A 16,807-nucleotide genomic window follows, 5' to 3' on the forward strand; every position below is an offset into this window, starting at 1 on the left:
CGACGACTTTAGCCAGCCCGGTTTTGCCTTTATTGGTCTCCCTGTGGGCCAGTGTGGGCTGCATATTCTGGATCCCCATGGTCAGCCGGTGCCGCGAGGTGCCATCGGTGAGTTGCATGTCAGTGGCGCGCAGGTTGCCCTGGGTTATCTGGGCCGCGATGAGTTAACTGCGGAGCGTTTTTATACGCACGCCAGCGGGCAGCCTTGCTATAATACGGGCGACCGGGTCCGCTTCAATGGTAACGGTAAGCTGGAATATCTGGGCCGCAATGACGATCAGGTTAAGATCCGTGGTTTCCGTGTCGAGCTTAATGAAATTGACCTGGCATTGCAGCAATGCGAGGGGGTCAATCAGGCACGTTGTTTCACCTTTACCGATAGCCAGGGGCAACAGCAGCTTGCCGCGGCTGTGGTATGTGAGTCCGGTGACGCAAACGAAGCGCTGCAAAGCACCCTGGTTCAGACGTTGGGCACACAGTTGCCTGCCTACATGGTGCCAGAGCGCTATGCCTTTGTGGCGAGCCTGCCACTGACCCGCAATGGTAAACTGGACAAGGCTCGCGTGCTTGAGCAACTGCAAAGCTCAGTCACGATGAATGAAGTGATTGTGCCGGCCAGTACGCCGACAGAGACTTTCCTGGTCACTGTGTGGGCTGAACTGCTGAAACTGCGCGAAGCGCAAATCAGTACCGACAGTAACTTCTTTAAACTGGGCGGGCATTCACTGCTGGCGACACGCCTGTTGATTGCCATTGAAAAAGCGTTCTCACTCCAGCTGCCGTTGAAAGTCATTTTCAGTCACAGCACCATCAACAAACTGGCCGCACTGATTGATGACTCACAGGCGACAGAGCAGTCCCTGAAACTGGCTGCTGCAACTGAGGAAGGCCAGTGGTGTGCGCTGAGCTTTGCACAGGAAAGACTGTGGTTTATGCAGCAACTTAACCCGGACGCCACCAGTTACCACATGCCGGCAGCCTATGTGTTTAAGGGGGAACTGGATGTTGCTGCGATGGAGCAAGCACTACACTGGCTTGTGGCCAGACAGGCCAGCCTGCGCACTCAGTTCCGGGTGTTTGCAGAAGCAGGGGCACAACAGGTTGTACGTCAGCGCAGCCTGAACCCGGCGCAGTCATCCTTTACCTTGACTCAGTGTGCACTGAGCGACACAGAGACAGAAGCACACTTTAATGCCTTTAACGCTCGGCCGTTTGATTTGCAGGCGGGCGAGGTGATCCGTGCTGAGTTGTGTAAAGTGGCTGAACAGCATCATATTTTGATGATTTGTATGCACCACATAGCAACCGATGGCGGATCGTTCGCGATTTTTGAGCAGGAACTGTTCAGTGCCTACAATGCTCACCGTGCTCAGGCACCGCTTGAAGTTGCAGAGCTGGATCTTCAGTATCGTGATTTTGCCGCCTGGCAACGTGCGCCTGAGAATCTGGCCGCGCTGGAGCACAGCGAACAATACTGGCAAACACAGTTACAAGGTTTGCCAACTGTCCACAGCATTCCACTGGATAAGCCGCGCGACAGCACGCGGTCATTTAAGGGGGGATTCCATCATCACCAGCTTGACGGGGCGCTCAGTGCACAAATTGATGCACTGTCTGCAAGTGAGCAGGCGTCGTCGTTTATGCTGCTGCATAGCGTGTTTGCCGCGTTGCTGGCTCGCTGGAGTAATGAGACGGACATTGTGGTTGGCACACCGGTGTCTAACCGCAACGATGCCGCGTTGCAAAATGTGATTGGCTTGTTCTTAAATTCAGTGGTGCTGCGTCTGGATTTAGGTGACTCGCCGAGTCTGATGCACCTGCTGCAGCAGGCGAAAACGCATCACCTGTCGGCGCATGAGCACGCTAACCTGCCATTTGAGCGACTGGTGGAAGTGCTCAATCCGGAGCGTAACCTGCAACATGCGCCACTGTTCCAGGTGATGATTAATTTCGATGGTCATGACCAACCCGAACTGGCACTGGACGGGCTGGACGTATCAGGACTTGCACTGGGCGAGTTCGATAACAAATATGATCTGACCCTGTATTTGTCGCGCCGCGAACAGGGGTATGAATTGACCTGGGCATACGATGCTAGATTGTTTAAAGCCAGCACAATCAGCATGATTGCCGCTGAATATGAACACCTGCTGGCTCTGGGCTGCAACAACCCGGAACAACCACTGCTAAGTCATGCCTGGAGCGACAACGCGGTGCTGCCGCAGCCCCTGGCTCTGCCATCGCAAAGTGACACCATACTGACTCAGTGGCAGCAGGTGGTAGCGATGTGTGCCGATAAGCCCGCGCTGATATCCGCTGAGCATCGCCTCACTTACCAGCAGCTGGATGCACAGGCCACACAGGTGGCTAACTTCCTCAGTACGCTGGGGGTTGAGCAGGGCGATCGGGTCGCTGTGTGCATGGCCCGGGCGTTGCCAAGGATTGTCGCCATTATGGCGGTGATCAAGCTGGGTGCAATCTATGTCCCGGTTTCTACCGAGCTCCCTCAACAGCGCTGTGAATTTATGATTGATGAAGTTGGCTGTAAATGGGTACTCAGCAATGCGGGCAGTGAGGTCTTGCATTGGCAGGTTGAGGCGCAGATTTGTGCTCTGGATGACAGTGAGACTGCCAGCGCGATTGCGGCTCAACCAACAACACCGAGCTATCAGGTTAGCCTGACGCCCAATGATGGTGCCCATATCATCTTTACTTCTGGCTCAACGGGTAATCCAAAAGGGGTGCTGGGAACCCATGGCGCCACCCTGAACCGGGTTAACTGGATGGCACAAGACTATCCATATCAGGACGGTGAGCAGGCCTGTCATATTACTTCGATGGCCTTTATCCGGGCGGTATGGGAATTGTTCACGCCGTTACTGCAAGGTGTGACGCTGCACCTGATAGATCGCGAATTGGTCAAGCAGGTACCTCAGTTGCTGCAGGCTCTGAGTGAGCAGGGGATCACCCGTATTGTTACGGCGCCGTCGTTGCTGAATATAGCCAATGAATATATGGCGCAAACGGGCTTCAGATTACCGGCGCTGAACTACTGGTTTGTCAGTGGTGAGCCGCTGGCGACGTCACTGGCCCGTCAGGTATTGCCTACACTGGGCGATACTCAGCTGGTGAATCTTTATGGCTCCACTGAGGTAATGTCAGATGTTACCCATTACGTTGTCACTGACACTTCGCTTACCGATACCTTATATGCGCCTATCGGGGCTGCGATTGCCAATACCCAGGTGGTATTGTTGGATGCCAACCACAATCCGGTGCCACAGGGCGCGGTGGGTGAAATTGTGATCACAGGCCACGGTCTGGCAACTGGCTATTTTAATCGCCCAGAGCAAACAGCTGGTGCCTTTATTGAAACACCGATTGGCCGGGCTTATGCGACGGGTGATCTGGGTCGGGTTGATGAGGCGGGTCGTTTGCATTGCCTGGGCCGTAAAGATTATCAGATTAAGATCCGCGGTTACCGGATTGAAATCGGTGAGATAGAAGCGCAGCTGGCGCGTCACAGTGATATCCAGAATGCCATTGTCATTTATGTGCCTGAGCAGCAGAGCCTGCAGGCGTATCTGCTGACCCAGATCCCTGCCTGTCAGCAATCAGCCCTGTTGCAGGCAATCAAAGCGCAGCTGGCTCAGACCCTGCCTGATTACATGCTGCCGGATGCCTTTATGTGTGTCAGCAGCTTTGCCTATCGACCCAATGGTAAGGTTGACCGTAGTCGCTTACCGGCATTTGATGTGGCGGTGAAGGATGAGTATGTCGCTCCGGCTACGCCAACAGAGCAACGGCTGCAAGCTGTCTGGCAACGTTTGCTGGACAAAGAGTCGATTAGTACCGAAGCCAACTTCTTCCACCTTGGAGGTCATTCATTACTGGCTACGCGTCTGGTGACGGCCATCATTGCTGAGTTTAACGTGGAGCTGGCGGTTAAATCCGTATTCAGTGCCAACACCATCGCCAAGCAGGCGCTGCTGATAGACAGCAGTGAACAGCTCTCAGTGGGGGCTCAGTTGAGCGTTCAGGCGCGTCCTGCTGAAGGGGCTCCGCTGTCTTATGCGCAGCAGCGCATGTGGTTTATTAACCAGCTGGAAGGCAACAGCGGCAACTACAATATCCCGATGGTGTATGCGATCCGCGGTGAAGTGGATATCAGTCTTATGGAGCTGGCTTTTGCACAGTTGCTGACGCGTCACGAGGTGTTGCGCAGCCAGTTTGTCAACCATGACGGAGAGGCGCGACAAATTGCCCATGATGGCAGTCATTTCACGCTGGATTATCGTGACCTGAGTGCCTTGCCTGATGCACAGAAACAGCAGCAACTGGCCCTGGCAACAACGCAGGCCGCCACTCTGGCGATTGAGTTAAGTTGTGACCCTATGTTGCATGTCACCTTAATCAAAGAGCAGGCATGTTGCTTTAAACTGTTGCTGACGGTACATCATATTGTTGCCGACGGTTGGTCTATGGGCCTGATCACCAATGAATTTATTCGTCTTTACGAAGCGCTGGTTGAAGGGCGTGAGGCCGTATTGCCAACGCTGAGTGTGCAGTATGCTGACTTTGCAATGTGGCAGCGAAGCTGGTTGCAAGGGGCACAGCTGGAACAACAAGTTGGCTTCTGGCAACAGGCACTGGCAGGGATCCCCGCGGTGCATGAATTGCCGACCGACCAGCCTCGTCCGGCAAAACAGAGTTATCGCGGTGCCTGGCATGAGTCTCAGCTCAGTCATGCACAGCTTGCTCAGTTACAGTCTCTGGCTCAGCAAACCGACAGTACACTGTACATGGTGTTGCAGTCTATGTTCAGCGTATTACTGCACAAATTGAGTCATCAGGATGACATTGTGCTGGGTACACCGGTGGCGAACCGCCGCCGTGAAGAGCTGGTGGACCTGGTGGGCTTTTTCGTGAACACTCTGGTCATGCGTACTCAGTTTGAGGCGCAGGATGGCTTCATGGATGTGCTGGCTCGTTCCAAGGCTTATATGCTTGAGGCGCAGACCCATCAGGATGTGCCTTTCGAAGCACTGGTTGAAAGCCTGGCACCGGAGCGTAGTCTGGCGTACAGCCCGCTGTTCCAGATCATGTTTGTACTACACAACAACCAGGCGGTTGAGCTGGACAACAGCGCTTTCGAAATTGATATTGAGCGTAGCAAAGCGGCACTGGCTAAGTTCGACCTTACCTTGACGGCGATGGAAAATGAGTCGGGTCTGGGCCTGTCCTGGGAGTACAATACCGATCTGTTCAGCGCGCAGCGGATCGCCCGGTTTGATGCGGCGCTGCACCGTTTGATTGACATACTACTGGATACGCCACAACAACGTATAGCGGATATCTCGCTGGCTACCCCAGCGCAAGGTCAGCTGATAACTGCCGCTGTTGAAGTGACGCCGCAGTCACAGGTTATACCTTTATTTATGGCCGCCGCGGAGCAATATGCACAACACAGTGCGCTGAGTTTCCAGGGGACACACCTGACCTATCAGCAACTTGCTGAGCGGGTTGAGCATCTGAGCGGCGCTTTGTTCGAGCAAGGTGTTGAGCCTGGCAGTGAAGTCATAGTGATGGTCTCGCGGGGGATCAATGCGGTGCTGGCGATGCTGGCAGTCTGGCGTCTGGGCGCAGTATACATGCCCGTTGACAGTCAATGGCCTCAGGCTCGTATCGACACCATTTGCCACGACAATGAGGTGACCTTTGCGCTGATCAGCAACAACACGCCATCAGCGCAGCACCCTGACGTCACCCGGGTACTGGAAATTGAAACCTTATTGACCAGTACAGTGGCAGCAAGCGCACCTCACTGGCAGGGGGATCCGGATGATGCGGCGTATGTGATCCATACCTCAGGCTCAACGGGTAAACCCAAAGGGGTCGTGGTACCTCACCGTACACTGGCAAACCTGCTGACGTTCCAGCGCCGCGACAACAGTGTGCTGTCTGCACCGGCAAAAACGCTGCAGTTTGCTTCACTGAACTTTGATGTGTCTGTGCAGGAGATCTGCACGGCACTGACCACAGGCGCGGAGCTGGTGGTGGTCGATCAGCATACCCGCACCGATATGGCTGCGTTGCTGGATGTGATTGCCACACAGCAAGTCGCCCGGATATTTGTGCCATTTGCCGTTTTACAGGTGATGTGCAGCGAGGCGCTGGCGTCTGGTGTCTCACTGGATGCGTTGCGTGAGATAGTGACAGCCGGTGAACAATTGCAGATCAGTGCTGATATTACCCGTTTCTTCACTCAGTATCCGAAGTGCACGCTGATTAACCATTACGGTCCGTCTGAAACCCATGTTGTGACCGAGTATGTACTCCGGGGAGAGCCAGCGCAGTGGCCGCAGTTGCCACCAATTGGTCAGCTACTGCCAGGGAATGAAGCACGCCTGCTGGATAAGCATCTTCAGCCTGTGTTGCCCGGTTGCGTGGGTGAGTTATTTATCAGCGGTGTGAACGTGGCGCTGGGTTATCTGAATAATCCGGTACTCACCGATGAGCGCTTTGTCGAGATGGCAGAGGGCAAACGCTGGTATCGCACCGGAGATCTGGTGCAGCTCGATGAGCAGGGCCAGTTGCGCTATGTTGGCCGCAGCGACACTCAGGTTAAGCTGCGCGGGTTCCGTATTGAGCTGGGCGAAATTGAAACCCTGCTGAACCAATATCCGGGCGTGAGTGAAGCCCTGGTGACGGTACACCAGCAAAGCCGTTTAATTGCTTACTATGTGGCGGATAAGCCTTGTGATGAAGCACTAAAGGCGGCATTGCAAGGTGCTTTACCAGATTATATGTGCCCGGAGCTTTACTATCATCTTGAGCGACTGCCGCTTACCGATAATGGTAAAGTCGACAGACGCGCGCTACCACAGCCTGATGCTCAGCAGCAGGCGCAGTATACGCCACCCCAGACGCCAACCGAGCAAACACTGGCGCAGATCTGGCAACAGCTGCTCGCAGTAGAGCAAGTGGGCAAAGGGGACAACTTCTTCACTCTGGGCGGACATTCTTTACTGGCAATGCGCCTGGTGACTCAGGTTAAGCAGAGTTTTGCCATCGAGTTTGGCGTTAAACAGGTATTCGAGACACCGACTCTGGATACCATGGCATTGGCCATTGATGCGGCTGCACACAGTGAGCTGGGGCAGATAAATGCAGTATCCAATCCGGATGCCTGTTATCCCCTGTCCTATGCGCAAAGTCGCTTATGGTTTATCGACCAGCTTGAGCAGGGCAGCAGCAACTACAATGTACCGGCGAATTATCGCCTTCGCGGTGCCCTTAAAGTGACTGCGCTGCAAGCCGCTTTTGCCGCCCTGAGTGACCGTCATCATATCCTGCGTACAGTTTACGAGCAGGGCACAGACGGGCCTGTCCAGCGCATTACACAGCGACAAGCTCAACTCACCCTGCGTGATTTGAGTGGTCTGTCTAACCCGCAAGAGGCACTGGACACTGCGCTTCGCGAGTTGTCTGCGACCTGCTTTAACCTGGCAGCAGATCTGCCCGCACAGGCGGTGTTATATAAAGTGGCCACACAGGAGTATGTTCTGGCGCTGGTGATCCACCATATTGCCGTTGATGGCTGGTCATTTGCGGTGATTGAGCGTGAGTTGTTCGCTCATTATGAGCAGCTGTGTGCCGATCAGATGCCGGATGCAGAGTCATTAGCCATTCAGTATAAAGACTTTGCGCAGTGGCAACATCAGGATGCGCAGCAACAGGCGCTGAGTCGCTCAGAGCAATACTGGAAAGCAGCGCTTAACGGCGCTCCTAAACTGCACAGCCTGCCGCTGGATAAGCCTCGACCTCAGGTACAGAGCTTTAACGGCGCACGGTTTATTACTGAGCTGGATAGTGATGTCAGTGCGATGCTCAATACACTGGCGCTGGATCAGGGGTGCTCATTGTTTATGGTGCTGGAATCGCTCTTTGCGGCGTTGCTGGCCCGTTACAGTGGCACGGACGATATCATGATAGGCACACCCGTTGCCGGGCGTGAACGACCTGAAATCGAACCTCTGGTTGGCTTTTTCGTCAATACTGTGGTGCTGCGTAACCGTCTGGCATTGTCGCAGGGCTTTGTTGAAAACCTCAGAAGTACCAGCACGATGATCCTGGATGCCTTTGAGCATCAGGCCATGCCATTTGAGCGCCTGGTGGAAGTGCTTCAGCCAGAGCGTAGCCTGAGTCACTCACCATTGTTCCAGATCCTGTTTGCGCTTCAGAACAATGAATTTGACGAATTGCAGGTCGCTGAACTGGCGGTTGAACCTATGGGATATGACAGGGACACCAGTAAGTTTGACCTTAAGTTGTCGACCATAGAGCAACCCGAGGGCGGTGTGGTGCTTGCCTGGGAGTATAACCTGGACTTGTTCAGCGAGCAGAGTATACAACGTATGGCACGTAGTTTTGCTACGCTGGCCCGGGCGGTTGTGAACCAGCCTCATACTCCGCTGGCGCAACTGGACATGATCGACCCGCAGGCACATGCAGAGCTTGCCGCGTGGAATGATACCCGCCGTCAGTTTACTGAGCAGGTGCCCTTCCATGACTGGTTCAGTGCCCAGGTTAAGGCGACACCTAATGCGATTGCTATTCGTCAGGGCGCTGCGCAGATAGACTATCAGCAACTGGACGCTTTGGTTAATCAATGGGCACATCTGTTGATTGCACAGGGCGTGAAACCGGGAGATGTGGTTGCGCTGAGCCTGGATAAATCGATTACGCTGATTGCCTCTATGCTGGCGGTATTAAAAGCAGGCGGTGCCTATCTGCCCGTTGACCCCGAGTATCCGCAGTCACGGATTGACTATCTGGTTGCTGATTCCGGGGCTGTTTGTGTGATCACATCACACTCTGACAGTGACAAGTTCTCGGCACTGGCAACACGCTGCTTAGTTGACTGTCCGCAATGGCAGGCTCAGCTGAGCGCCTGTGCGACTGTTGCACCTGATGTCGCCGTGTCGTCACTGATGCCTGCCTATGTCATTTATACCTCAGGTTCTACCGGTCAGCCAAAGGGCGTCATGATCAGTCACGCCAATATTGCCAATTATCTGGCTCAGGCGTTAGACACCTATTTTGTGTCTGACCTGGAAGGGTCAGTGCTGATGAGCTCGGTCAGTTTTGACGGTACGATCCCGAATATTTACCTGCCGTTACTGAGGGGTAAAACAGTCCATATCGCTGACAATGATAACCTGTATCTCAGTGCCGCGCAGATCCTGACAGACAGTGACGTGCCGCTGTACATTAAGGTGACGCCGACTCAGATAGAGGTTCTGCTGTCTCAGTTAAGTGCGCCTGTAGCTCAGCCACACACACTGATGATGGGAGGGGAAGAGTTCACGGTGCAAACCTATGAGCGGATCCGTGCTTTATTGCCTGAGGCCCGCATCTACAACCACTATGGTCCGACTGAAACCACCATTGGCTGTACCTTTAACTTTGTTGCAGAGCCGCCACAGGGGGCCGCGATTGCCCTGGGTAAACCTATTCACAATACTCGCTTGTATGTACTGGATGAGCAACAGGCGCTGGCACCAGTTGGCGCTGTGGGTGAGTTGTATATTGCGGGTGAAGGGGTCACGCTGGGCTACCTTGGTGCTGCCGCTGAGCAGACCGGGAGCCGTTACCTGCCTGAATACGGTAATCCGGGTGGACGTATGTACCGCACGGGCGATCAGGTACGCTGGCTCAATGACGGTACGATCCTGTACTTTGGCCGTAACGACGGACAGGTGAAGCTCAACGGTTACCGGATTGAAACTGCAGAGATTGAATCCTGTCTGCAGCGCCTTGATGGGGTTGAACAAAGCTGTGTGGTGATTAGGCAAGATGCGCAGCAGCAGGCCATTTTGGTGGCATATTATTGTGCATCGCAGACGCTCGACAGTCAGACACTACAGACTCAGCTCAGTGCCTTGCTGCCTGAGTATATGGTGCCTAAAGCCTGGATGCAGCTTGATGCCTTGCCACTGAATATGAGTGGTAAAGTCGACCGTAAAGCACTGCCGCAGCCTAGCTGGCAATCAGACGTGGCGTATCGCTCACCTGAAACGCCATTGCAGCTGCAGCTTGCGAAAATCTGGCAGTCGTTGCTGGGCCAGACGCAAGTTGGCCTGGATGATAGCTTCTTTGCGTTGGGCGGGCATTCACTGTTAGCCATTCAGCTGGTCTCGCGGATCCGGGATGAGTTGACGCTGGAAGTGCCGGTCAGAACCATTTTTGAAGCACCAAAACTGGCGCAGTTCTGCGAGCGACTCAGTGCAATGAGTGCGACTTCAGGCATGACCGAGATCCAGGTGCTGGCAGATAACAGCCCGTCTGTGGTGTCATATGCACAACAGCGTCTGTTGTTTATTGCCAAGTCCAACCCTGAGTCCGGGCTGTATAACATGCCTTATCCGTATGACGTCTCAGGGCCGCTGGATCTGACTATGTTCAGGGCTGCGCTAGATTTAATCGTGACACGTCAGCACAGCTTACGTACACGTTTTGTGCTGGGCGAGACACTATTACAGTATTGCACGGAACATACTCAGGTTGCCCTTGAGCTGGCAGAGTTAGAGGGGGATGCACAAAGCATCGCTGACTGGGTGAATGAAACTTCGACCCGCGCGTTTGATTTGCAAGGCGACAGCCTGTTCCGGGTGCATGTCGCCACTATAGGTGCAGAGCGCCACATGGTGAACTTTGTCTTCCATCATGTGATTTGTGATGGCTGGTCAATCGGACGCTTCTGGCAGGAGCTCAGTTATCTCTATACCGCGCTGGTACGTGGTGAACAACCGCAGTTACCTGAGCTAAAAGTGCAGTATCGGGATTATGCCGCATGGCAGCGCGGCTGGTTCAGCGGTGAAGTGCTTGAACAGCAAAGTGACTACTGGCAACAACAGCTGCAGGATATCCCAGCGGTGCACAGTTTACCGCTGGATTTCGCCAGACCGAAAATCCAGTCGCACCGTGGGCACTTTATTGGTACTGAACTGGATCAGCAGACCCTGGCAGGGCTTAAAGCGCTTACGCAACGTCATGGTGCAACCTTGTTTATGACGTTACAAACCGCCTTTGCGGCACTGCTAAGCAGCTGGAGCAATGAAACCGATATTGTGATGGGGACCGTGGTGGCAAACCGCACCCAGCGAGATGTCGAAGCCCTGATCGGGTTCTTCGTAAATACCCTGGTGCTGCGCAACCGCTTTGATGACAACCCGAGTTTTGAGCAGGCGCTGCGCGACGCCAAGCAAATGCATCTGGATGCTCAGTCACATCAGGATATGCCATTTGAATTGCTGGTAGAGCAACTGCAGCCAGAACGTAGCACGGCTTATCATCCGTTGTTCCAGGTGCTCTTTGTACTACAGAACAATCAGTCGGCGGATTATAGTCTGGACCAGCTGGTGGTTGAGGACTATCAGCGCTCGGCTGAGTCAGATGTGAAGTTTGATTTGTCACTGACAGCCCATGAATCTGATACCGGTCTGTACTTCACCTGGGGTTATTGTCGTGATTTGTTTGCTCAGCAGAGTATAGAAATCGCCGCAGAGGCCTTCAATCGCTTGCTCAAAGGGATAGTCGATGCGCCAGAGCTGGCTTTGTCACAGCATACGCTCAGCGATGAGCCGATTGCTGAGGCAATTTGTCACTCGTCGCAAGGGCCACAGTCCATCGCTGCGGCGATCCGCGCCTTTGCGCTGGAGGATGCCGGACATATTGCGGTGTTCTATGCTCAGGAGCAGCTCAGTTATGGCGCACTTATCGAGCAGGCCGACGCACTGATGCAACGCCTGGCGGCGCAAGGCGTGAGTCATGGCGACAAGGTAGCGGTGATGTTTGACCGCTCGCTTGAGCTGGTGGTCGCGCAGCTGGCCATTATGCAGCTGGGCGCAGCATATGTGCCACTTGACCCGAACGCCCCCATGGACCGGCTGAGCTACATTGTTGAGAACGCACAATGTCGTATGTTGCTAAAAGCACCACATTTTGAGGTTGAACTGCCGTGTCCGACTTACACCACGGCGCAACTTCCTGAGGCTCACGGCACGGCTGTATCTGTGGTCGAAAACCACCCGGATGATCTGGCTTATATTATCTATACCTCAGGTACCACAGGGCGTCCGAAAGGGGTGAAGATCAGCCAGGGCTCGATTTTCTCTATGCTGACTCAGCTGGAATTCTGCCCGTTCAACCGCGATACCCGGGTATTGCAGTTGTTGTCACTGGCATTTGATGCGGCTGTTTTTGACATCTGGGGACCTTTGGTCCACGGCGGTGCTGTGGTGTTCTATCCGGGTCGTCATGTTGAGATAGATAAGCTGGAGCAGGTGGTGAAGCAAAGTGGTGCGAATACCGCGTTGATCACCCCAGCACTGTTCGAACCCTGGTGCGAGCAGCTCACAGGCACTTGTGGCTTTAGTCACTTGTTGATCGGGGGAGACGTTTTCCCGACTCAGTCGGTGCGACGTTTATTTGAACTAGACCCTGAGGTTGAGGTTTACAATGTTTACGGTCCGACCGAGAACAGTGTTTTGTCGAGCTATTATCCGGTTCCGCGCACGTTGCAGCTGAACGATGATATTCCTATCGGCCTGTCTCTGGGTGGTACCCAGTATACGATCCGCAATGCACAGGGGCAGCGTCTGCCATCTGGATTTGTGGGTGAGTTGTGCTGGCATGGCCCGAGTGTGGGTATTGGCTATCAGAATAACCCTGAAGCCACTGAAGCGGCCTTTATCACAGATCCGCAGTCGCAACAGCGATACTATCGCAGTGGTGATATGGCACGGATTGGTATGGATGGCATGTGTTACTTCAAGGGACGCAAAGATCATCAGGTTAAACTGCGGGGCTTCCGTATCGAGTTGCAGGAAATTGAACAACAGTTTGAACTGCATCCTGCGGTGCGTCAGGCCGCGGTCTTGGTCAATAAAACGGACTTTGCGGCCCCTACCTTGTGTGCTTATGTATGCCTGGCTCAGGGCGCAGACGAGACGCAACTTGGTGATATCTGGCAACAGGTTCGCACAGGGCTACCCGGATATATGGTGCCCGGACATTATGCCTTAGTGACCGAAATGCCGGTGAATCTCAATGGTAAGCGCGACGACAAAGCCCTGCAGGCGCTGACCCTCAGCGAGTGTACAGTGGATAACTATGTCGCACCGGAAACAGACACGGAACAACAGCTGGCCGAACTCTGGTCGCAGATGCTTCGCCTGGAGCAGATCAGTATCCGCAGCAACTTTTTCGAACTGGGAGGTCACTCCTTGTTAGCGATGCAGCTGATCTCGAAGATCAATGATGCCTTTGAGTTAGAGCTGAATGTGGCTGATTTGTTTGAGCTGGGCGACATTGCGTCTATGGCTGAAGAGATCGACATGATGCTGGATGAGCAAGAAAGTGGGTGGCTATAAGATGACAAAGTCTCCGTATTACTTTGCACCTAAGCCACTGCTTAACCCTCGTGCACGGATCTTTTGTTTTCCGTACGCGGGGGGCACCAGCAGTATTTACTTTGACTGGCCAGACTATTTTTTCAGTCGGCAGATTGAGGTAGTGGCAGTCAGTCTGCCAGGGCGCGGTGCGCGCTTTGGTGAGCCATTTGATGCCAGCATTGAGGCGGCCATAACCAATATGGTTGACGAGTTTTTGCCCTATCTGGACAGACCCTTCTATCTGTATGGTCACAGTAATGGTGCGTTATATTGTTATGAATTTGCTCGTCAGTTACTTAATCGCGGACAGTTGCTAAATTGTCGGCGGGTATTTTTGGGCGCAAAAGCCGCGCCCCGAATTACCTATCGGCGCGATCCGCTTCACTTGCTGAATGAAACGGATTTCAGGCAGGCACTGGCTGAGCTGGGCGGCACACCACAGGCTTTGCTGGCAGATGAACAATTACTGACGTTGCTGTCACCCATGTTGCGCGCCGATTTTAAGCTGGGATTCGATTATATGTCCACAGAGCCTCAGCAACGCTTGCAGCAGCTTCCCACCACGCTGATTTATGGTACACAGGATGTGGATGTGGGCGCCCAAGCGATGTCTGCATGGCGTGAGTTGCTGCCACAGGCTGAGCTGGAGTCAGTCGCCGGTGGCCACTTTTTTATCCATCACCAACAGGCTTTACTGGTCGATCTGCTCTTGACGCGGATCCCAATGTAGCCGATAAACGGAAATAGATAAGGATAAACAATAATGAAAACACTTTATTCACTGGTTTCTGCTGTGTCGCTGCTGGTCAGCGCACAGGCAGGGGCCGCAGTAGTCACGGATAGCGGAGTTAAAAAACACGCAATGGAAACATCAACACTGAACATTTTATATATGGGCAACAGTCATACCAAGCGACACAGTGTGCCCGAATTTGTCAAAGCCATCATTGAGGCATCCGAGCCGGGGGTTCAGGTTAGTTATCAAATGGCGCCCGGGATCTTATTTCTGGATCAGCGCTGGGATCATGGTCCGAGCCGTAAGATGTTAAAAGACACCTCATTAAGCCATGTGGTATTGCAGGCGCAAAAATACTCACAAAGCCGCAGAAAGCTCTACTCAACCAAAGAGGCGAAAAAGCTGGTTGCGCTGGCGAAGGAGCATGGCACCCAGGCCGTTATGTTTCCTGAGTGGGGGCAAAGAGGCCGTCAGTGGGAAGGCCAGTATGTGCATGATATTTATGCGGGCATAGCAAAAGAGTCAGGCGCATGTATTGCACCCGTTGGTTTGGTGTGGGATAAGTTTTTATCGGAGCACCGTATGAACTTACATGCAATGGACGGCAACCATGCTAATGACAAAGGCGCGTTTCTGGCAGCGCTGGTGTTATCGCAAAGTATTCTTGGTCGCCCGGCAGATCAGCTTGCAGTCACCACCACCGCACCTGTTGACGCTAAGTTACAACGGCAAATGCAACAGGCAGCGGCCAGTTTGTTTAAAGCTGAAGCTACCGCCTGTACGTCATAGCATGTTTAGATCCGATGGCTGTATGCCATCGGACTTGCCCCGCTGCCCTTTGTTAGGCACTTCAGCCAGAGGTTTTAACTTTGCAAGGAGCTCGGCTATTAGTTAGCTGATAACCCATGCTTCGTAGTAGTGGCTACCGTCTTTGAGAGCGTAAGTAAATAAGTTGTCATTCGAGTTCCATTGACTTCTATAACCTCCACCCCAGTCTTCAAGTGTAGTGATTAGGTGGCTAAACTCATACGGTTCCAGATGGACTATTAACTTTTCATAGAATTGACTGATTTGATCATCATTACTGCCATGAGCTGCTGCCGCAGCATCGGTCACTGCATTCGTCCAATACTCCTGACTCATATCTGCAAGTGGTAACTTTGCCATAATTAATTTCCTTTAATGTTGAGACGAGTCTACGACTCGTGTTTGTGAAAAAAATGTACTAATTATGTTGCATTGAAAGGTGTAGCAGTCTAGGTGTTAGGCAGCAATTACACTGGATTACACGTCGAGTGTGCGGACACCCAACCCATACCTGTAAACACGCTACCCCGGTGCAAAGCTAGCGCAAGTGACCTCACGCTTCTATAGTTTAACTAAATTCCTTGTACTGCATATTGCATCATGTTCAGGATCATATTGCTGTTATCTTTAGTCTGGCTGCTGCACGCTCGGGCCACAGAACCCGTGCGCATTGCAACGGGTGAGTATCCCCCGTTTACCGGCAGTAAGTTGCGGGACGACGGATTCGTTAATCATGTTATCCGCTTGGCATTGACGAAAGAAGGGTATCTGGCACAGTTTGACTATTTACCCTGGAAGCGCAGTTTTCAGGCGACTCAGCAAGGTCAGTATGAGATGGCGTCATACTGGGTCTGTGAGGCTGAATATCAGCAACATTTTTATTGTAGTGATGAGCTTTATCGTGGTCAGCTGTTACTGTATTTCCGTGCAGATACGACGCTGCCAGATTGGCGCACTATCGACGATCTGAAACCCTATCGGATCGGTGCCATTTTAGGCTATGAATATGTGCCCGAGTTTCGCAAGGCGATTGAAGAGGGCGAGCTGGACGTGATTATGGTCAGTAATGACCGGCTCAACCTGAATATGCTGCTCAATGACCGTGTGGACCTGATCCTGCTCAGTGACACGGCAATGCAAAGCCTGCTGACTCACCACTTTCCTTCCTTACAAAAAGATAAGATCCGGGCACACCCAAGACCATTTTTAAATTATCGCGCTCATGTCTTATTTCCAAAATTAAAAAAAGACAGCCTTTTGCTGCGCGACCAGTTTAATCGGGGGTTGCAAGCACTTAAAGCGTCTGGCGAGTTTGAACGTCAATGGCTGCGGCTACTGAATGGAGAGTTTGTGCCTGAACGTTAGCTTCCATGAAAGGTGAACAGAGCAGGGTGTAGCAGTATGCAAAATGAAGTGCTGGTGACAGCATTGAGCTACATCCTAATGATTTGTTTTTAATTGCTATTTTGATTTATTATGAATTAATTCATATGTTTTTTTCATAGTGTTGTAATTTGATTGTAATGTGCTAATTTGGAGCTGCTTTAACAAACAAGGAAAAAAAATGAAGTTAAATTTAAAGAAGAAAAGCATTAAATCGTTGAGCTCGGACAATAAAAAACTCCCTAATGCAGCGACGCCCGCTGTTGCTGGCGGTACATTCACTCAATACGAATGTGATACGGGCGGCTACTGTAATACTATGCATTGCTTTACGAACAAAGATCAGGGTTGTAACTCTCAGCTTTATACCTACCAGGGTACAGGTTGCTGCAGAACTACCCTGTGCTAAGTTCAGTTGAGTAAAG

General features: G+C 52.7%; 6 protein-coding genes (1 of these 6 only partly in view). 5 read left to right on the plus strand and 1 reads right to left on the minus strand.

Features of this window, described 5'->3' with window-relative positions; genetic code table 11:
* The 3 genes in view from CWB98_RS20655 to CWB98_RS20665 are tightly spaced (at most 33 nt apart) and all read left to right on the plus strand, a layout consistent with a single transcriptional unit that may run on beyond the window.
* On the plus strand, positions 1-13,435 hold the 3' portion of the coding sequence (locus tag CWB98_RS20655; protein WP_171045710.1) for a non-ribosomal peptide synthase/polyketide synthase. 14,102 nt of this gene lie to the left of the window's left edge; the window shows 13,435 of its 27,537 coding nt (coding positions 14,103-27,537); its start codon lies beyond the left edge, outside the window; its stop codon occupies positions 13,433-13,435.
* 1 nt (position 13,436) lies between these two features.
* Positions 13,437-14,186: a thioesterase II family protein gene (locus CWB98_RS20660; RefSeq protein ID WP_212751153.1), complete on the plus strand. Its 750-nt coding sequence runs from the start codon at positions 13,437-13,439 to the stop codon at positions 14,184-14,186.
* Between the two features lie 33 nt (positions 14,187-14,219).
* Complete coding sequence (locus CWB98_RS20665) at positions 14,220-14,981, plus strand: hypothetical protein (protein WP_138546553.1); 762 nt, start codon at positions 14,220-14,222, stop codon at positions 14,979-14,981.
* Between the two features lie 102 nt (positions 14,982-15,083).
* On the opposite strand, the gene CWB98_RS20670 is transcribed toward CWB98_RS20665, so the two are convergent.
* Positions 15,084-15,359 (minus strand): hypothetical protein, encoded by a 276-nt coding sequence (locus tag CWB98_RS20670; RefSeq protein WP_138546554.1) that lies wholly within the window; start codon positions 15,357-15,359, stop codon positions 15,084-15,086.
* 255 nt (positions 15,360-15,614) lie between these two features.
* Here CWB98_RS20670 and CWB98_RS20675 point away from each other — a divergent pair, with 255 nt between their 5' ends.
* Positions 15,615-16,364 carry a substrate-binding periplasmic protein gene (locus tag CWB98_RS20675; protein WP_171045711.1) on the plus strand — a complete coding sequence of 250 codons (750 nt, stop codon included), beginning with the start codon at positions 15,615-15,617 and terminating at the stop codon, positions 16,362-16,364.
* Positions 16,365-16,563: 199 nt separating this feature from the next.
* Entirely contained in the window at positions 16,564-16,791 is a 228-nt protein-coding gene (locus CWB98_RS20680; RefSeq protein ID WP_138546556.1) for a hypothetical protein, read from the plus strand.
* Positions 16,792-16,807 lie beyond the last annotated feature (16 nt).

The organism is Pseudoalteromonas rubra, from assembly GCF_005887115.1.
GTDB lineage: Bacteria > Pseudomonadota > Gammaproteobacteria > Enterobacterales > Alteromonadaceae > Pseudoalteromonas > Pseudoalteromonas rubra_F.